The 18,445-nt window shown below is 33.9% G+C and carries 15 protein-coding genes and 6 tRNA genes; 3 read left to right on the forward strand and 18 right to left on the reverse strand.

Going from position 1 to position 18,445, the window contains the following annotated elements; all coding sequences use genetic code 11:
- Window positions 1-89: 89 nt before the first annotated feature.
- Window positions 90-2,243, reverse strand: a complete 2,154-nt coding sequence (locus EDD61_RS07265; RefSeq protein WP_132224823.1) for a Tex family protein — start codon at window positions 2,241-2,243, stop codon at window positions 90-92.
- Between the two features lie 700 nt (window positions 2,244-2,943).
- Between EDD61_RS07265 and EDD61_RS07270 the strand changes: the two genes are divergently transcribed.
- The 3 genes from EDD61_RS07270 (at window position 2,944) to EDD61_RS07280 (ending at window position 5,193) form a co-directional block, all read left to right on the forward strand.
- Entirely contained in the window at window positions 2,944-3,591 is a 648-nt protein-coding gene (locus EDD61_RS07270; protein ID WP_132224825.1) for a pentapeptide repeat-containing protein, read from the forward strand.
- A 177-nt stretch (window positions 3,592-3,768) separates the two neighbouring features.
- A complete protein-coding gene (locus EDD61_RS07275) occupies window positions 3,769-4,869 on the forward strand; it encodes a DNA alkylation repair protein (protein WP_132224827.1) in 1,101 nt (366 codons plus the stop codon).
- Between the two features lie 93 nt (window positions 4,870-4,962).
- A complete protein-coding gene (locus tag EDD61_RS07280) occupies window positions 4,963-5,193 on the forward strand; it encodes a DUF1905 domain-containing protein (RefSeq protein ID WP_207901001.1) in 231 nt (76 codons plus the stop codon).
- A gap of 170 nt (window positions 5,194-5,363) precedes the next feature.
- Here the strand turns inward: EDD61_RS07280 and pepT are convergent, their stop codons facing one another.
- The 17 genes from pepT to EDD61_RS07365 form a co-directional block, all read right to left on the reverse strand.
- Window positions 5,364-6,584, reverse strand: coding sequence for a peptidase T (gene pepT / locus EDD61_RS07285; RefSeq protein WP_008687238.1), 1,221 nt, complete (start codon window positions 6,582-6,584; stop codon window positions 5,364-5,366).
- Window positions 6,585-6,684: 100 nt separating this feature from the next.
- Window positions 6,685-7,131, reverse strand: coding sequence for a DUF2383 domain-containing protein (locus EDD61_RS07290; RefSeq protein WP_008979344.1), 447 nt, complete (start codon window positions 7,129-7,131; stop codon window positions 6,685-6,687).
- Between the two features lie 206 nt (window positions 7,132-7,337).
- Complete coding sequence (locus tag EDD61_RS07295; protein WP_132224829.1) at window positions 7,338-8,360, reverse strand: RNA-guided endonuclease InsQ/TnpB family protein; 1,023 nt, start codon at window positions 8,358-8,360, stop codon at window positions 7,338-7,340.
- A 537-nt stretch (window positions 8,361-8,897) separates the two neighbouring features.
- Window positions 8,898-9,371, reverse strand: a complete 474-nt coding sequence (gene tnpA, locus EDD61_RS07300) for an IS200/IS605 family transposase (RefSeq protein WP_008686955.1) — start codon at window positions 9,369-9,371, stop codon at window positions 8,898-8,900.
- A 171-nt stretch (window positions 9,372-9,542) separates the two neighbouring features.
- A tRNA-Gly gene (locus EDD61_RS07305) sits at window positions 9,543-9,616 on the reverse strand.
- 10 nt (window positions 9,617-9,626) lie between these two features.
- Window positions 9,627-9,702 (reverse strand) — tRNA-Lys (locus EDD61_RS07310).
- Window positions 9,703-9,726: 24 nt separating this feature from the next.
- Window positions 9,727-9,802: transfer RNA gene (locus tag EDD61_RS07315), tRNA-Gln, on the reverse strand.
- 8 nt (window positions 9,803-9,810) lie between these two features.
- Window positions 9,811-9,894 (reverse strand) — tRNA-Tyr (locus tag EDD61_RS07320).
- An 18-nt stretch (window positions 9,895-9,912) separates the two neighbouring features.
- A tRNA-Thr gene (locus EDD61_RS07325) sits at window positions 9,913-9,988 on the reverse strand.
- Window positions 9,989-9,995: 7 nt separating this feature from the next.
- Window positions 9,996-10,071: transfer RNA gene (locus EDD61_RS07330), tRNA-Val, on the reverse strand.
- 165 nt (window positions 10,072-10,236) lie between these two features.
- Window positions 10,237-10,518, reverse strand: coding sequence for a cyclic-di-AMP receptor (locus EDD61_RS07335; RefSeq protein ID WP_132224831.1), 282 nt, complete (start codon window positions 10,516-10,518; stop codon window positions 10,237-10,239).
- A gap of 203 nt (window positions 10,519-10,721) precedes the next feature.
- On the reverse strand, window positions 10,722-11,171 hold the full coding sequence (locus tag EDD61_RS07340) for a winged helix-turn-helix transcriptional regulator (RefSeq protein ID WP_008979347.1): 450 nt from the start codon (window positions 11,169-11,171) through the stop codon (window positions 10,722-10,724).
- A 31-nt stretch (window positions 11,172-11,202) separates the two neighbouring features.
- Window positions 11,203-12,444 (reverse strand): redoxin domain-containing protein, encoded by a 1,242-nt coding sequence (locus tag EDD61_RS07345; RefSeq protein WP_008687231.1) that lies wholly within the window; start codon window positions 12,442-12,444, stop codon window positions 11,203-11,205.
- A 366-nt stretch (window positions 12,445-12,810) separates the two neighbouring features.
- A complete protein-coding gene (locus tag EDD61_RS07350; RefSeq protein ID WP_008687230.1) occupies window positions 12,811-14,148 on the reverse strand; it encodes an FAD-dependent oxidoreductase in 1,338 nt (445 codons plus the stop codon).
- Window positions 14,149-14,365: 217 nt separating this feature from the next.
- Entirely contained in the window at window positions 14,366-15,793 is a 1,428-nt protein-coding gene (locus EDD61_RS07355) for a deoxyguanosinetriphosphate triphosphohydrolase (RefSeq protein ID WP_132224833.1), read from the reverse strand.
- Window positions 15,794-16,347: 554 nt separating this feature from the next.
- A complete protein-coding gene (locus EDD61_RS07360) occupies window positions 16,348-17,493 on the reverse strand; it encodes a DUF349 domain-containing protein (RefSeq protein ID WP_117548185.1) in 1,146 nt (381 codons plus the stop codon).
- A 325-nt stretch (window positions 17,494-17,818) separates the two neighbouring features.
- Window positions 17,819-18,055: a DUF4314 domain-containing protein gene (locus tag EDD61_RS07365; protein ID WP_132224835.1), complete on the reverse strand. Its 237-nt coding sequence runs from the start codon at window positions 18,053-18,055 to the stop codon at window positions 17,819-17,821.
- Window positions 18,056-18,445 lie beyond the last annotated feature (390 nt).

Here is an 18,445-nt window from a genome sequence, read left to right on the forward strand (position 1 = left end):
CATATCTTCATTATAAAGTACTTCCATTACTACCTGATACTATTTTTATCATCATTGACTAACCAGTACCCTCTTCATCAACCACAGCTTTATTTTTGCAATGGTAACAGACTAAGTTGTACTTTTTGTTTTTCTTGATCAATATTGTATACCCAGACTTTGACAACATCTCCTACAGCCACAACTTCACTAGGATGTTGCACTCGCTGACGGCGCATTTTTGAAATATGTACTAAGCCGTCTTCATGCAAACCGATATCTACAAAAGCACCAAAGTCCACAACATTACGAACAACACCTTCCAATTCATCTCCGATATGCAGATCTTCCAGCTCCAATACATCACTTCGTAAAATTGGCGCATCATAGCGTTCACGATAATCACGCAATGGAGAACGTATGGCATCTAAGATATCTTCAATCGTATATACATCAGCGCCTAATTCTTTTGCTAAGGCTGAAGATGTCACTTTTTCCAAAGAAGCTCTTGCTTCCTCGCTTCCCATCATAGAAGGTGTTAAAGCAAATTGGGCAAGAATTTTTTTCGCCAAAGCATAACTTTCAGGATGAATAGATGTTCGATCTAAAGGTTCATCACCGTCTTCAATGCGCAGGAAACCAGCCGCCTGTTCAAATGATTTTGCTCCGACCTTTGGAATTTGCTTTAACTCGATGCGGTTTCTTATTTCACCATGGTCTTCACGATAGGTCACAATTGATTTCGCGGTGGCTGCACTTAAACCAGATATATTTTTCAATAACTCACTGCTGGCAGTATTCACATTTACTCCTACACGGTTCACTGCTTTTGTAACGACAAAATCCAAACGTTCTTTTAATCGTTTCGTTGGCAGGTCGTGTTGATATTGACCAACACCGATAGATTGTGGATCTATTTTAATCAATTCTGCAAGTGGATCAATAACTCTTCGAGCGATTGATATAGCTGAACGCTGTTCTACTTGAAGATCCGGAAATTCTTCACGGGCGAGCTTACTGGCAGAGTATACGGATGCTCCTGCCTCACTGACGATGGTGTAAGACACCGCAAGGTGATGATCACGTATCAACTTTGCAACAAAAGCTTCGCTCTCGCGACTGGCTGTACCATTGCCAATTGCGATGATTTTTATAGGATATGTTTTTAGCAAATTCAGCATGATACTTTCGGCTTCTTTTGTCCTGGCATTTGGCTGATGGGGGTAGATGACACTGATTTTCAATAGCTTTCCGGTTTCGTCTATTACCGCAAGTTTACATCCTGTACGAAAAGCTGGGTCAAAGCCTAAAACCATTTTTTGTTTCATTGGTGGTTGCAACAATAGTTTTTCTAAATTCATAGAGAATACTTCGATTGATTGTTCGTGTGCTCTTTCACTCAGTTCATTGCGAATTTCTCGTTCTACGCTTGGAAATGCAAGGCGTTTTAATCCATCCTGCACAGCTTCTTCAATATAAGGAACCGCTGGACATTGGCGTTTTTTGGTGAATCTCTGGATAGCCCAATTCAGTTGATAATCTTCATCAAAATCTATGGAGACTTGGATGACCTTTTCTTTTTCTGCACGATCGATTGCCATGATACGATGACTCGCTAGGGTGGAAATACGTTCATTGTAATCGTAATACATTTTATACACTTTTTTTGTATCTTCATGTTTCTTTTTCTCTTTTGTCACTAGGCGTCCATAATGTTCCATACTGTTTCTGATGCGTTTGCGGATTTCAGCATCATCACTAGCTTTTTCGGCAATAATATCTTTTGCCCCTTGCAAAGCATCTTGAATAGTTGGTACATCTTCTTTTATATAGTTTGCTGCTTCTTGTGCGACATTTACGTTTGGCAGTAGTTTTAATAACCATTCAGCAAGTGGAGCAAGACCTTTTGCCTGTGCATCTGTTGCACGGGTTTTGCGTTTTTGTTGATATGGTCGATATATGTCTTCTACTTGTGACAGCTTTTCGCATGCTTCAATTTGTTTTTTTATTTCTTCTGTTAATTTTCCTTGTTGTTCAATAAGACGTGCCACGTCTTCCTTACGTTTTTTTAGGTTTAGCTGATATGCATAATTTTCCTGAATGACGCGGATTTGTTCTTCATCTAGACCATTTGTGACTTCTTTTCGATAACGGGCGATGAAAGGGACCGTATTTCCCTGCTCTAGTAGATCTAAGGTGTTTACCACTTGTTTTTCACTGATATTAAGGGATTTTGCAATTGGTGTGATAATCATTTGTTCCATTTTAATGTCCTTCCTTTATTTGGTTTTGGTTAGTGTTCTATAACTTGTCAATTTTACGCATAAGTGCTTTGAATGAATATGTGTTTTAAATATCATGTGTTTTAAACGAATATGCGTTTTGAATTAACATGTATTTTGAATATCATGTATTTTGACTGAATATGTAGGTTTAGATGGAGTAATCAGATATAAAATACGATTCATGCTCTCTTAAAATGATAATATAAAAGCAAAATATAGAATCAATCCATGTATATAAAATACATGATATCATTATAAGACGAAATACCAATGATTGGCAAGTTTAGTTTATTTCTGAAAGGAGCAGATTTTTGAAAAAAAACAAAAAATTGGCTTTGATAATCGTCAAGATATAATCATAAAAAAGATGACTATAGTTTTTAAAAAGATTCACTTTTATCATAACGCTACTTCATCATATTTTATAAGGAATAGATGTAAAAGGACCTTTTTCTCTACATTTTTTAGGTTTATAATTAACGTGAAAGACTCTTTTTCACTATATGTTGTCAATGAGTAAGGATTAAAGTAAAAACTATACAAGATTATTCTTTTCATGATAAAATTTTGCACCATGATCAAAAAGTATATAGACTTTCATAACATGGGTGTTATAATGAATCCATTAGAATTTACTTAATTAATTTAACCGTTATACACAAATAACTTGGAGGTTTAAATGAAAATTGAGAAACCAAGAATACCCTCATATTTAGAAGAACAGACAGAATTCCACAAAATGGTGGAAGAGGAGCCCTATCTACAAGGACTAAGTTTTAAAAATTGTCTAATTCGTGAACCAGAATTGTCATGTCTGCATTTGGATGGCATAGTATTTGAAAATGTATGTTTTGAAGACTGTAATTTTCTTAACATTGACATGATTGATGTCATTTTTGAAAATTGTGAATTTAACAATGTTGTTTTTAGTGATGGTGCCATACATCGCACTATTTTCAAAACATGTCGCGCAATGGGAACACAATTCATTGATTGTGTGTTACATAATATACAATATATTGAATGCAATCTGCATTATGCGAATTTCAGTGGAAGTCGTTATAAACAGACGATATATAAAAAATGTGATATAGGTAGTTCTAGCTTCATTCAATGTGAATTTAAAAAAACGTTATTTGAACATTGCAGTTTAGTAGATAGTGAATTTTATAATACTAGTCTTGATGGCATGAATTTTGCGACAAGCGAAATTGATGGTATTGGTGTAACACAAGATTTATTAAAAGGCGCCATCGTAAGCACAGATCAAGCGCTACAGCTAGTAAAACTATTAGGCTTAATAGTAGATGAAACTGAGTTGGAATAACCATAATGGTTATCTTTATCTTATTACACGCCACAACAATCCACATAAAGTAATTTATACTGTAATTACATATTAGAAAAACCAACTAAAAATTTGATTGTCCCCTAAAACACTGCATCTATCAGCATTATCAAAGGTTTTAAGATATGGGAACTCTGTATTCGAAGGAGGAATAATATGGCGGAATTATTTAAGGACAGATTTAATTATGAATCACTATACAAGCTCGCATCACAGATTCAAACGGTTTATGATGAGTTTCCGGTAGATGCGTTTTTAAAATCCACGATGGACGAAATGTGGGATAGTTTAAAATTGAAACAGAGGATCATGCAAATTAGTGTAAATTTAGGGAAGTATTTACCAGACGACTATAAAACAGCCATTCACATTATTGATAAAGTGATAATGAATTATGATACCTGCTCAGATGGTTTTGTTTCCTTTTTCCCAACTTTTGTTGAGCTTTACGGACAGGATAAAGAAAACTGGGACGTCTCTATGTCAGCTTTAGCAAGATATACTCCATACGCATCAGCTGAATTTGCAGTAAGAGCGTTTATTATTAACGATGAAGAACGTATGATGGCGCAGATGGCATCATGGGCTAAAGATAATAATGAGCATGTCCGTAGGCTTGCCAGCGAAGGTTGTCGCCCCAGACTGCCTTGGGGACAAAGCTTGCCGAACTTCCAAAAAGATCCATCTCCGATTCTCCGTATTTTAGAGTTGCTAAAAGCAGACCCTTCACTGTATGTTCGTAAAAGTGTAGCCAATAACCTGAATGATATATCAAAAACACATCCTGATATAGTGGTGAAGGTTGCTAAGGATTGGTATGGTAAAGACAAGAATACAGATTGGATTATCAAACACGGGTGCAGGACACTTCTTAAAAAGGGCAATAGCGAAGTGATTCGTATTTTGGGATTTTCAGATGCTGGCTGTGTCAGAGTTAATGCTTTTTCACTAGAAACTGTATCTGTTCCTGCAGGGGGTATTTTGACTTTTTCCTTCGAGCTTGAAGCTGAAAAGAAAACTAAGGCACGGCTGGAATATGGAATTGATTATGTTAAAGCAAACGGTAGGTGGAACCGTAAAATATTCCAAATATCCGAGCTTGTTTTCAAGGAAAAGGAAAAGAGGTATTACACAAAAACACATTCCTTTGCGGATACAAGTACAAGGAAACATTACCCTGGAATCCATTCAATTACGCTTATAGTTAATGGTACTGAGCGGGGTACACTAGAGTTTGAAGTATTGGCGGCAAAATAGAATTTGCAGGAGGTGTAAAATGAAGAACAAAGGAATGAAGTTTGAATTTTCAGCAAAGCCATATCATTATTCTGCGACAGAAGGAATGGTTGGATGGGTTTTTGTTTCTCTTCCAAACCCATAGATATAAGAAATATTTTTAAATGTTTAGAAGAAGGTTGGGGTCGATTAAAAGTAACAGCAATAATTGGTAATACACAATGGCAAACTGCTATTTGGTTTGATACAAAGCAGGATACTTATTTACTTCCACTTAAAGCGGCAGTTAGAAAAAAAGAATGTATTGAACTTAATAAACCTTTGCAAGTTATTGTCTGTGTTTAATTTAAAAAGGAAATCTAAATACCTCACTGTGATATAGGATATTAGGAGATTTATTAAATCATCCTATAATCATCACATTAAAGATAGATTTCCTTTCTTTTAGTAGTCAGATGTTAGTACTAATAGAATATCCTTACCGTCTTTTCTATTTATAATACTAATGATTAATTTTATAATTTCAAACTATTTTCAACTATTTTCAAAAGCAATGCGACGCTTTTCTCCATTTCATTTATGGAAACATATTCATATTTACCGTGATAGTTATAACCACCGGTTCCTAAGTTAGGACAAGGGAGACCTTCATATGTCAGGCGTGCTCCATCAGTACCACCACGAATAGCTGCGGAAGCAGGCTGTAAACCTATTTCTTCCATAGATTTTTTTACCAACTCAATAATATTCATATTTTGTTCGATGATTTGACGCATATTTGCATAACTATCCGTTATCTGTAATGTAATCGTATTTTCAGGATACTTTTTATTTAAGTAATCAGCTATGCGCTTAAAGTCTTCTTTTTGTTGTTCAAATAATGTTTCATCATGATTACGAATAATATAAGACATATGCGCGTGTTCACATTCTCCATGCATATCAGTTAAATGATTAAATCCTTCATAACCTTCTGTATATGCTGGGTTTTGTTCAACAGGCAACATGGAATGAAATTCCATTCCAACTAAAAGAGCATTTATCATCTTACCTTTAGCGGAACCTGGATGAATGCTTAATCCTTGTATATCCAATACTGCACTAGCTGCATTAAAGTTCTCATAATCAATAAACTCAACTTCGCCGCCATCTACTGTATAGGCGAAATCCGCATCAAATGCTTTCACATTAAAGTGATCTGTACCTCTGCCTACTTCTTCATCAGGGGTAAATGCTATTTTTATATCACCATGCGGTAAGTTTTTTTGAATAATTGTTTCTAGCATAGTCATTATTTCGGCTATACCGGCTTTATCATCAGCGCCTAGTAAGGTTGTTCCATCAGTAACAATTAGGTTCTCACCAATATTACGATTTAGGCTTTCAAAATCATTTGGCCCCATATGAATATTTAATTTTTCATTCAAAATGATATCAGAGCCATCATAATTTTCAATTATTCTTGGTTTTACATTTTCACCACTCATATCAGGTGAAGTATCCATATGAGCTATAAATCCTATTTTAGGACAATTAGCCTCGCAATTGGCAAGTAAACTTCCATATACAATACCAAATTCATCTACATATGCATTTGTAACACCAATATTTTTCAACTCATCTACTAAGTATTTTGCCAACTTTAATTGTTTTAAAGAACTTGGTGTTGTTTGTGAGTTCTCATCAGATTGAGTGTCAAAAGTGACATATTTTAAAAATCTTTCTTGTACTTTCATATCTATCCTTCTTTTATATTGTAAATGACTTATAAATGTTATTTACATAATTTCCTTTCTTAGAAGAATTATACAATGAAACAAGCAAGAAAGCCAAGTATTACTCTTCAAATTCAATACGGTATCTATCTAATTTATGATATATAGAAGCATAATCATCTTTCATAATGGCAATCGTCTTTTCTGTTTCATCATCCAAAATGAAATTTCGTGCGTCAAAATCATGCAATGCTTTTGCTCCCATTTCCATATTATGAACAGCCACTTTCAATACTTCTTTATCACTATCAACCGTTAAATTTTTAATATGTGATATGACATCTGTGATTGTACCCATAATTCCTGCTGAGTCAATAGGTTCGCCTCCATGGGCTAATATTAATCCTGTTAAAGATTTTTCATGAATGTGTAGCATGAGTAAAATTTCATCAAATTCTTTATGCAATGTTTCACTTTTGATTTTTTCACGCAAATCTTCAAATATGGATGCACCCATATGTGTTCCTTTCAATAGTTGATTTAATTCTTCTAATAATTTATCTTCCATACTTTTCACCTCACGATTATTATGGAGTTCATTCTTTATGTCTATTCTCAAATGTGTACGTGCCGAGAAAAAGCCATGCTCAGCACGTACCATATAGGGTTCGAACCACATGGCTTTTTTTCCATTGGCTATGCCTTTGGATATGGATGTGCCTTCACCCGTCCTGTAGCGGTATCTATGAGATACTACAGGCCGATTCAGAAGAATCAAAGTGCATGGAGGATGTTAATAGCTGCAACAACATCACGATGTCCATGATATCCGCACTTACATTGATAGGTTCGATCTTTTGGTTTATTTATTCGCCCGCATTTAGGACATTTTTTTGATGTATTATATGGATTTACATATCTAACTTCAATACCGGCGAGTTGAGCTTTATATGTAATAAATTGTTGAAGTCTTTGATAAGACCATAAATAGGCATTAGAGACTTGCCTGACATTAAAGCGATCATGGATAGAGGTTAATTTTTCTAGATATATCATTCCTACATCATTTTCCAAAGCATAAGAAATTATGTCTTTTGAAATCTTATGATCTTGATCAGCCAAGACATTATGTAGTTTATGCCGGAATTGGCGCAATTTCTTAAACTGCTTTCTTCGTTGCATTTCTTGTATATGACGTTTATATTTACGTAGATAAAATTGGCGTTGCCTACCATTTCCAAAAAAACGATAATGCTGATTATCAAGAGCAGCAACTGCGGGTACTTTCATTCCTATATCAATACCCATTGTTTTACGACTTGTTGAAAAAATGATGGGAATATCTACATTTATAAAGGCATACCAGTTTTCTTGAATATGCATTAATTCTAAATTCATCATTTTACCCCTAGCTAACTGCATTAAAGGTTGTTCATTATGATACATAGGAAGATCAATGAATCTTTTATGTTCAAGAAGACCTAACTCTAGCTGCAGGAGATCACCGTTTAGGCGATAGGAGGAGTTGCTCCAACAGCTAGAGCAGCGGATCTTTCGGCTATTTTTACATCCACAACGATATTCGTATTCTTTTTTAGCAAAATCGAGTACTAAGTGTTTGCTATGAAAAGAGATATGATTACTAATATTTTTATATAGGTATTCGTAACTATGATTTTCTTTTATAAAAATATCGGCTATGCGTTTTATCTCTTTATGATATATAGTTTCATACCAAGTTAAGCAGTGCTTTAAGTGTTCATTTAAATCTAATGATAGTTTGATCGTTATGTACATTTGATTTCACCTAGATTTCCCTTCACTTATATATACGATTCTAAAATAGAAAATCGTAATTTTTGGTGAATTTTTTTTAATTTCAATAAAACATTGAATTTATGATATTATTTTTTACATTTCCACCCTTTTATATTTATATTATGAATTCGTGCCGCAGAGGGTCTATGTACACGTTTCTCCACCATATTCTTATTAAATAGAGCCCAAGTCCTAGGACTTGGCCATCTTAGCGTTCTTAAGAGCGCAATAGCCAAGCGAAACACGCTATTATTACCCCAGCCGAGGCACTATCAAGAAGCATCTGACTTTTTCGATATCGCCAAGGTCACCAACACGTTAGACTATTTAGTGACATTCAGCCTTCCTTTCTTTACTATGAACTCCATTGTCATTCTCAAGCTAACATGAATAGTGATTCTCATCACATCAATAAATATCCACCAGCTTAGCTGGTGGTTTTTACGTAATCGCCCCAAGGGGCTCAGATTCAGGCTACGCTTACCAGCGTAACAATACGGTCTGGCATTTGCATTTTTATTTCTTATTACCCGTAAACGGGTCTTCTATATCCAGTGTCAATTGTTCACTTAGTTCATCTTCTTTTAATTGATTTTTTATATATGCTTCAATTACTTTGTCATTCTTTCCTGCTGTATCTACATAATATCCTCTACACCAAAATGATCGATTCCTATATTTATATTTCATATTCCCCCATTTCTGATAGATCATAATACTACTTTTCCCTTTCAGAAATCCCATAAATCCTGATACTGTCATTTTAGGTGGGATTTCAACTAGCATATGCACATGATCTGGGCATACTTCTGCTGTTATAATTTTCACACCTTTCCACTCGCATAATTCTCTCAGTATTGCTCCTATTTCTAGTCGCTTTTCTCCATAAAAAACTTTTCTTCTATACTTTGGCGCAAAGACTATGTGGTATTTGCAATTCCATGTGGTGTGTGATAAAGTATGTACGTCATTTAATGGATTATTATTCATTATTTGTCCTCCTTTTGATTTTTATGCAGTTGCCAGACCGCATTCTTATTCTATCAAAAGGAGTTTTATTTTTAAAGGCTCATCGCTAAAGCTCTACGGAACCCCCAGACTATCTGGGGGTTTTCTCATACAAAAAAAGCAATCAGTGTATGATTGCTTTATTGAACTATATGGAGCGGGTGATGAGAATCGAACTCACGTAGTCAGCTTGGAAGGCTGAAGTTCTACCATTGAACTACACCCGCAACATTTAAATGGTGACCCGTGGGCGATTCGAACGCCCGACCCTCTGATTAAAAGTCAGATGCTCTACCAACTGAGCTAACGGGTCATTTATAATGTTGATTTTTTAAAATGGCTGGGGTAACTGGACTCGAACCAGTGGAATGCCAGAGTCAAAGTCTGGTGCCTTACCGCTTGGCTATACCCCAATAAGAGATGGTGGGGGGGGACGGATTCGAACCGCCGAACCATAAGGAACTGAGTTACAGTCAGCCGCGTTTAGCCTCTTCGCTACCCCCCCAGCTCTATTTATTAAGAATGGTGCCGACTATAGGAATTGAACCCACAACCTACTGATTACAAGTCAGTTGCTCTACCAATTGAGCTAAGTCGGCACATTTATGGTGGAGGCTAAGGGACTTGAACCCCTGACCCTCTGCTTGTAAGGCAGACGCTCTCCCAACTGAGCTAAGCCTCCACATAATTTATGCAATCACTGATTTCCTGAGTCCTTTCCATCAGCGCCTTAATATAATACCATCTGTTTATTTTTCTGTCAACAATTTTTTAAAACTTTTTTATATTTTTTTCAACACACTTTTATAATGCATAATCTTCCCATTTTAAAGCCTTTTTATATTGCCTAAGGATTGATTTTTTTAAAATAAGTTGAAGATATAACATATATTTTTACTTGACCTCTAAACGGCTCAGACATTCCCGGATGCCTGCCTCCTTCATTTTCTAATATCGCGATAACATTATCAGCTTCACCTTTTTCCACGCCAAGTAATAAAACAATATCACCATATTGTAAAAACTCTCCATTGCAACCAATTTCAGTAGCAGAATAACCATGCTTAACAAGTAATGATGTAATATTATCTGAATATTCTTCACTAGCTATGATTAAGATTAATTCCATCTTATACACCTCTTGTAATATGATAACATATTTCAATTATTATTTCCGCCACTTTCTAAAAACTAATTATAAAATAGAGAATCATCATGATTCTATCAAAAAAGCCAAAGTATTTTCCATTCATATCGTCAACCTTGGCTTACTATTCTATATACAGATAAACTTTTCACTTACTGTTAAATAATGATGATCCTTACCATATATTAAATTTCGTCAATAACATCATCTAAATCATTGATGATGATATCCTCTTTATTCAAAATCTCATCACATTCATCACATACATAAGCAATATGTATGTTAGAGCCACAGCTTTTATGTTTTAAACATTTATAACTTTTATTCAGATGCTTATCTCCCCATAATAATATAGCATTATAAATATCATCTAAATCACTAGATTTCTCTGTTAACAAATATTGATATCTAGGAGGATGTGTTGAATATAATTCACATGTAAGTAAATCATCTTCACATAACCCTTTTAGTCTCTCCGATAAAAGATTTGTAGGGATACCGACTAAATGTTTTTGTATATCTTTGAATGTATGACACCCTTCTTTTACTGCATGTAAAATCAATAAAGTCCATTTATCTCCAATTAAGTTCAGTGTTTGTGCTATATTACATTTTAAATCATATTGTTTTTTCATATCATCATCTTTTCCCTATAACTTTCTTATACTAATTAGCATTTAACGTTTTTAAAATCATATTCTCCATCATTTCCATTGTCAAAGCACCTTCGATATATCCATAAGGTTTTCCTTCTTTGTCTAGCATAAAAGTAGTCGGCATACTACCAATACCAAATGTTGAATAAATAAATCCATCATCAAATAAAACAGGTACTGTCAGAGCATTATCCGAAATGAATTCTTTTAAATCAGATTTACCCTTTTCTTGCCCACCTGGATAAACAATTGTCAGAATTGCCACATGCTTATCACTTCTATATTTCTCATAAAGTTTTTGAATATTTGGCAGCTCACCACGGCAAGGCGGGCACCATGTCGCCCAAAAATTCAGAAAGACAACTTTACCTTTGTAATCCTCAAGTTTGATAATCTTATCATGTTGATCTTTTAATTCATAACTGCCTAACTGTTGCAATAATGCTTTCTCCTGTTCACTATTTTTCTCATCTTTATTCTCTCCACCATCTTCTTTTTTATCTTCATTCTTATCTTTAATCATAGCATTATTACTGCTTTGTGTCATGTAATTACTGATAAAGTTCATTTTACCGCTTACCATTGATACACCAAAAAATATTAATATGATTGCTCCTAATTTTACTGTATAGTTCATAATACTCTTATGATTGGACAGCCAATTTAATATACTATCTGTAAAGATACCAATAAGTAGGAAAGGTATTGTTAATCCAAGAGCATATATGACCATTAGAAAATTACTCATCCAAAGATTTTGTGAGCTATTCGCCAAAAGTAGAATACTGGAAAGAGCTGGCCCTATACACGGTGTCCATGCAAAACTAAAAGTAAACCCCATCAAAAACGCAAGTAGTAAGTTCATTTCTTTCTTTAAAGTAAACGGGAGTCTTCTTGTTTTCCCCAAAAAATTAGATTTGAAAAATCCCAATTGAAATAATCCTAATACAATAATAAGTATGCCTCCTACTTTTATGAATACGGACATATGATCTCTGAAAAATGAACTGATCAATGTGATTGATATATTCATCAATAAAATGGCGGTAAATATACCAAATATAAAACTAAGTGTAAAAAATATTACGAAACGTTTTTTTCTTATTTGTTTGTTGTTAACATCACTTCCAATTAAATATCCCATGTACACCGGCAATAATGGGAGCACACATGGCGAAAGGAAGGATAGCACTCCTTCCATAAATACCATAAGTATGCTTATATGTTGCATTGTATCCTGTAAATTCATCATAGGCAGTTATTTCCCCATCTTTCTTTTTCTATCTTTTAAATTTAAAATAACATTTCTTTTTTAACATAGCAAATCTAATATTTTAAAATTAAGTCTTTTTTATATTTATATTGTTATTTTTGTATTATAACTATTGCAATACAATATTTTAAGACATGTTGCATTATAACTATTGCGATACAATACTTTAAGGCATTTTACATTATAACTACATATTTTTAGGTTCTATAATTTTCAGTTTACCAATATCAGCAAAGAACTTTTATTCTATTAGAAACTTTCAGCAATACCCATGACTTACAGTAAACACCATTTTATCTTTATTTTGTTTATAAATTTAACATTTTGTTTATAAATTTAATCATATCAGAAGTTACCAAACAGATCATTTAACGCCTCACTCATTGTAGGATGAGTGAAAATGTGGTTTGCTATGTCTGAAGTCTTTAATCCAAGATTTATTGCAAGCTGAACGAAATTGATCATTTCTTCTGAAGCAGTACACAACAATACACACCCTAGTATTTTATCCGTTTTGGCATCAGCAATTGCTTTTAACACGCCTTCTTTGCATTCATTTACATGTGCTCGTGGTATAGCAGAAACTGCCAGTTTTGCCACTTTGATTTCATACCCCTCATTTTTTGCCTCCTCTTCACTCATCCCTACGCGTGAAAAAGTTGGTTCAATAAAGACAGAATAGGGTATCGCTCCTCTATTATCAGTTGTACGTTTTTTATCACCAAATATATGATCTTTTACAATACGATAATCATCTAATGAAATATATGTGAATTGTAGTCCACCTTTAACATCACCCATTGCGTAGATGTGTGGCTGAGACGTTTGTAGATATCGATTTACCTTAATAGCTCCACGAGCATCTGTTTCTACACCGGCTTGTTCAAGATGTAATCCATCTGTATTAGCTTTTCTTCCAGTTGCCAATAACACAGCATTTACTGTTAATTGCTGTATATTACCATCTTTGTTTTTATAAGTAACTATCACATCAGAATCATTTACATTTTCCACCGAAAGGACATTGCTTTTAAACTCAAATTGTACACCTTGTCTTTCTAATATTTGTTGTATATGTAAAGCGATATCCTCATCCTCTCGCTTGACAAGACGATCACCATATTCAAAAACGGTCACTTGAGTTCCATAACGAGCAAACATGCTTGAAAATTCTAAGCCAATATATCCGCCACCAATAATTGCTAACGTTTTAGGCTGTTCTTTCTCTTTCATTATATCAGCACTTACATATATATGTTTTGTATGCTCGATACCTTGAATATTAGGGATGATAGGAACACTTCCTGTGTTAACAAAAAGATAATCACCATATATTTCTTTCGTACCCTTTTCATTTTCATATGAAATTACGTGGGTGTTTACAAAGCTTGCTTTAGCGGTAATTACATCAATGTTAGGATTTTGATTCAGCTTCTCAAAGTTCTTTTTTCTCAAAATTGACGTTATTTCTTCTTTTTTGTTAATAGCATCAGAAAAGGTTCTTTTACCAGCTTGTACAATCAAAGATTTTGATGGTATGCATCCTTCGTTAATGCATGTGCCACCATACATCTTTGACGATTTTTCTATCATCGCGACTTTTTTACCTTGCTTTGCGAACTCTGCTGCCAAAGTTTTTGCTCCTTTTCCAAATCCAATCATGATTGCATCATATTTTTTCATGAATATTGCCTCCTTATCATTTATGAACTCAGTATAACATAGTTACTTTATATTTTAAAGTGATTTGATAAAATATATTTATATGCAAGCAAAAGTAATTTAAACTCTCTCTTTTCTTTATATCTCGATTTTCATAAACTTTTTCAATGCTCCCTTTCATATAAAAAGAATCAGGCAGCTATAACCACCCGATGTCTTTAACATATAATAAACTTTATCAAATTCCTCTTAACTCTTGATATAATCGTTTCGCATAACTATCTGTCATACCTGCAATGAAATCCGTAGCAAGTAGTAAGCGGGCATACACTTTATCTTCTTCACTTTTTACAGTTTTTGCTGTTTCATGATATTGCTCTAAATAATTTTGTGATAAAAGATCAATATACTTTTTTTGTATCTCCGTAATTTCTATATCTGTATCATATGGCAATAAAGCATCGACAAAGCGATCTAACAGAAAGCTGAGAATTTCATTTCCCATCAATTCTAATTTTAGAATTGAAGAATGACAATATATGCGTCGATAGGCAAATTCTTTCAACGCATTAATTAGTTTACCTTCAGAGCTTTCTGTGTTTAATTCATCAAAAAATTCGCCATTCATAATTTCATCATAGTGAAGGATAAAAGCATCACTAACTCTTGAAACACTATAAAGTTGTTTTTTTGTAAGCCAAGAAAAGACTGCATATTTATAAGGATCCACTGATGTTTTAGATCCAATTTGCTCCTGGATTCCGTTTTCCAACTCTTTTTCTAATAGCGCTTTTCCTTTCTCATCGCCAGCTTTAATGACAACATCCAGTAAATCTTGATATGTATATAATCCTTTGTTATAACCATCCTCCAGATCAGCAAAAGTGTATGCAAGATCATCTGCCGCCTCTAATAAAAAGCACAGTGGATTACGTGTATTTCGTGTACCGGTATTATTCTTTATCATAGCAAATTGCTCTTGCTCATTTTGAAAATACCCAATTTTCTTTTTTAGTAAATTGCGTTCATGTTTAGGTTTCTGTTTTTCCTTCATCATCGTCAAAGAATCGCATGGATATTTTATAATTGTATCCATAACAGCAGATGTAAGATGCATTCCATTTTTCCCTATTAACCTGTGCAATTTCGTAATAATACGCAATGCCTGGGCATTTCCTTCAAAGTTTTCCAAATCTGCAATTTGTTGCGGATCTAGTATGTTGCGCAACTTTCTACCTTTAAATTCTTTTATGTCTAAGTTTTTTTTGAACCAATCGCGTATGCTGAATTCGCCAAAATGACCAAATGGTGGATTCCCGATATCATGTAGCAATCCTGCACAATTTAAAGTTTCCATGACTTTGATAGTATCTGGCTGATGTTCTTCATCTTCTAATTGTTTTTCTAATATCACATTACACACTTGTTTTCCCATTAATTTTGCTAAAGAGCTGACTTCCATAGAATGTGTCAGTCTTGTTCTTACAAAGTCACTGTGATCTAAAGGAAAGACTTGTGTTTTATCTTGTAGTCGACGATAAGAAGCACTGCGGATTATACGATGATAATCGCTTTCTATTTCGCTGCGATATCGATGTGCTTCTTTTGTCTTTCTACTTGGAATACGTTCTTCACTAGTGATTAAATCCCATTGTAATCGTCCCATTTTCAAACCTCTTTCTTGTTTTTATGTCATTTACACTATACCTCATTCGAAACTAAAATGGAAGAATTTCACTACATACAATAACTTTATGTTCATTAAAAAAAATCATTACTTCCTATTTTTAAAATATCACAATTTCCGCATCTATTATTATCTATTTTACTGACTCCGATATAATATTTCTAGTAAGCACTTATCTCGACGTATAAAAAAACCTTTCGCCATGAATAGCAAGGATTACTTACTAAATTCATAACGAAAGGATATGCCAAATAACTTCATTATATTATTGCATAGTTACTTCCCTTCATACCATGCTATAAGGATTTCATTTCCAGCAATACCGGCAATTTTTTATTGCTGATTATAATCATCTACTATCATCTTATCCGCATCGCTTTAGATTTCATAACATCATCTTATCCGCAACGCTTTAGATTTCATAACATCATCTAATCAGCATTGCATTTAAATGCCATAACTATCATCTGAACAGCATTGTGTTTAGATGCCACAACTAGTATTTAAACAGCATTGCGCTTAGCTTAGGTACATTATTGCTCATTCAATCTTTTCTCAATATCTGCTAATTCTTCTTCTAACTGTTGGATGAACTCTTTCTTTTCTTCTATACGCTCTTCCATTTCATCAATAGCTCTTTGTCCCAATAGACCAACCATTTCATCTTGCATACGCTTGATTTGGCGTTTTTGGTTTTGTACAAGCTCTTGTTTACGAGAACGCGCATCCATCATACGTTGACGCCATTGCTGATGCTTTTGCTCGTTCCATTGCTTCAAACCATTAAAATAGGCATCCATAATTTCACGGAATTCTTTCCAAACCTGATCTTCTTTATCTTTACCACAGGAACCAATTGTTTTCCATTCCACATTGAGATCTTTCATCTCTTTTGTATTTTCTCTCGTATATTCATTCCTATCAACAATTACTTTAGCTTTAGCAATTAATTCCTTCTTCTGTTCATACTTTTGATCTTGCTCAGCGTGTAATTCATTATAATATGCATTTCGACGTTCATAGAATGTTTGTCTGCTTTCATTAAATGCTGCCCATAACTGATCTTCATACTCTTTACCAGCACTTCCAACAGCTTTCCACTCTTCCATCAAATGGCGGAACTCTTCACTTGTTTTCTGCCAATCCTTAGAATCTACAAGAGCAGCAGCTTTTTTAATCAAGTCTTCTTTTACTTGGCGGGCATTGCCAAATTTTGATTGTAATTCTTCCCAATGTTGATGTTTACGATCAAAAAACTTTTGACGTGCTGCATTAAATGCATCCCACAATTGATCATCGGTATCTCTACCGGCAGAACCTGTTGCTTTCCATTGATTCATCAGTTCATTCATTTCTTCACTTCCCTGATTCCAATTATCTGTTTCGGCTAATGTTTCAGCGCGCTGAATCAGTTCCTGTTTCAATACTTCATTACTTTGATATCCCTCTTTACGTTTTGCATAAAACACATCAATATAACTATCAAATTCTTCTGACAATTTTTCTTCATATGCAGAATCCCAATAAGAAATTCTTTTCCATCTTTTCTTTAAATTTAAGATTTCTTTCCAATCTGCTGTCTCTGGCAAATTCTTTGCCTCTTCTATCAAGGCTTCACGACAGCGAATATCTTCATCATAATCATTTACTTCATACAATTCATCATTCTCGTTATACATATATATTCCTCCAGTTCAAATTCCTTTATAGTGTCGCTCACAATATCAATTTTACCTCATCTTGGTGGAAATTTCATCCCCATTTTGAAATTTACTCGCTTATTATAAACGATTTTTTCATTTGGATAAGATAAATTTTCCTAATTGAAAGAACAAACGACATAATTATTTGAATTTGCCTATAAGAAGGGCACCCTATGATATCTATTCTATTAACTGTATCTTCATATAAAATAAAAATGATAAAACCATTGAATTTTGCTTCATTCTTAATAATAGTTTACCATTTTAATTATTCCATCTTATCCACGAGCTTATTCACTGATTATTTTAAAATCTTACAAACATCAATCCCATATAAAACATGCAACGTACTTCCATTATCCCAATGTACTAGCAAACTGCCAATATCAACTCCATAAACCGTACCTTTTGTACCTACAGGAGGAGCTTGTACATCATCCATTTTCACTAATTCCACTCTTGTTCCTATCGGATATAACTTCCGCAAACATGCTAGCATCTTAGTTGATATACATATATTATCTTGTTTATTATACATATTACCGCTTGCCTTTCTATAAAGGATTTCATCTTTTTAATAGGGTCTATTTGTCTTTTTAAAAAGTTATTTCGTTTCCTTTTATTAACCTTTAAATAAGTCATTTCATCATTTTGAAACAACTTCCTTTCCTTTAAAAAGGTTTCATTCATCTTTCGAATTTTATTTAATGTGAAACTTCCTTCATCTTATGAGAAAACTTCTTTCACCCTAAGCGTAAGACTTCTTTCACCTTTTGATAAACTATAACACATAGTGCGTACAGCAGTATCAAAATACAAGTTACTTAATATATTCGAAAGGAAACTATCGAAAAACTTTCATTCTCAATTCTCCAGCCCTCTTTTAACAATAATGAAACGTATACCGGTTTCAAACATGTAACATTCA

It is taken from the genome of Longicatena caecimuris, assembly GCF_004341945.1.
GTDB classification, from domain to species: Bacteria; Bacillota_I; Bacilli_A; order Erysipelotrichales; family Erysipelotrichaceae; genus Longicatena; species Longicatena caecimuris.

Excerpts from the sequence above, each read along its gene's own strand:
- EDD61_RS07270 (WP_132224825.1), top strand. The coding sequence starts at position 2,944 with ATGAAAATTGAGAAACCAAGAATACCCTCATATTTAGAAGAACAGACA.
- EDD61_RS07360 (WP_117548185.1), bottom strand. The coding sequence starts at position 17,493 with ATGTATAACGAGAATGATGAATTGTATGAAGTAAATGATTATGATGAA.
- pepT (WP_008687238.1), bottom strand. The coding sequence starts at position 6,584 with ATGAAAGTACAAGAAAGATTTTTAAAATATGTCACTTTTGACACTCAA.
- EDD61_RS07350 (WP_008687230.1), bottom strand. The coding sequence starts at position 14,148 with ATGAAAAAATATGATGCAATCATGATTGGATTTGGAAAAGGAGCAAAA.
- EDD61_RS07335 (WP_132224831.1), bottom strand. The coding sequence starts at position 10,518 with ATGGAATTAATCTTAATCATAGCTAGTGAAGAATATTCAGATAATATT.
- EDD61_RS07365 (WP_132224835.1), bottom strand. The coding sequence starts at position 18,055 with ATGTATAATAAACAAGATAATATATGTATATCAACTAAGATGCTAGCA.
- EDD61_RS07280 (WP_207901001.1), top strand. The coding sequence starts at position 4,963 with ATGGGTTTTTGTTTCTCTTCCAAACCCATAGATATAAGAAATATTTTT.
- EDD61_RS07345 (WP_008687231.1), bottom strand. The coding sequence starts at position 12,444 with ATGATGAATTTACAGGATACAATGCAACATATAAGCATACTTATGGTA.
- EDD61_RS07290 (WP_008979344.1), bottom strand. The coding sequence starts at position 7,131 with ATGGAAGATAAATTATTAGAAGAATTAAATCAACTATTGAAAGGAACA.
- tnpA (WP_008686955.1), bottom strand. The coding sequence starts at position 9,371 with ATGAATAATAATCCATTAAATGACGTACATACTTTATCACACACCACA.
- EDD61_RS07265 (WP_132224823.1), bottom strand. The coding sequence starts at position 2,243 with ATGGAACAAATGATTATCACACCAATTGCAAAATCCCTTAATATCAGT.
- EDD61_RS07340 (WP_008979347.1), bottom strand. The coding sequence starts at position 11,171 with ATGAAAAAACAATATGATTTAAAATGTAATATAGCACAAACACTGAAC.
- EDD61_RS07355 (WP_132224833.1), bottom strand. The coding sequence starts at position 15,793 with ATGGGACGATTACAATGGGATTTAATCACTAGTGAAGAACGTATTCCA.
- EDD61_RS07275 (WP_132224827.1), top strand. The coding sequence starts at position 3,769 with ATGGCGGAATTATTTAAGGACAGATTTAATTATGAATCACTATACAAG.
- EDD61_RS07295 (WP_132224829.1), bottom strand. The coding sequence starts at position 8,360 with ATGTACATAACGATCAAACTATCATTAGATTTAAATGAACACTTAAAG.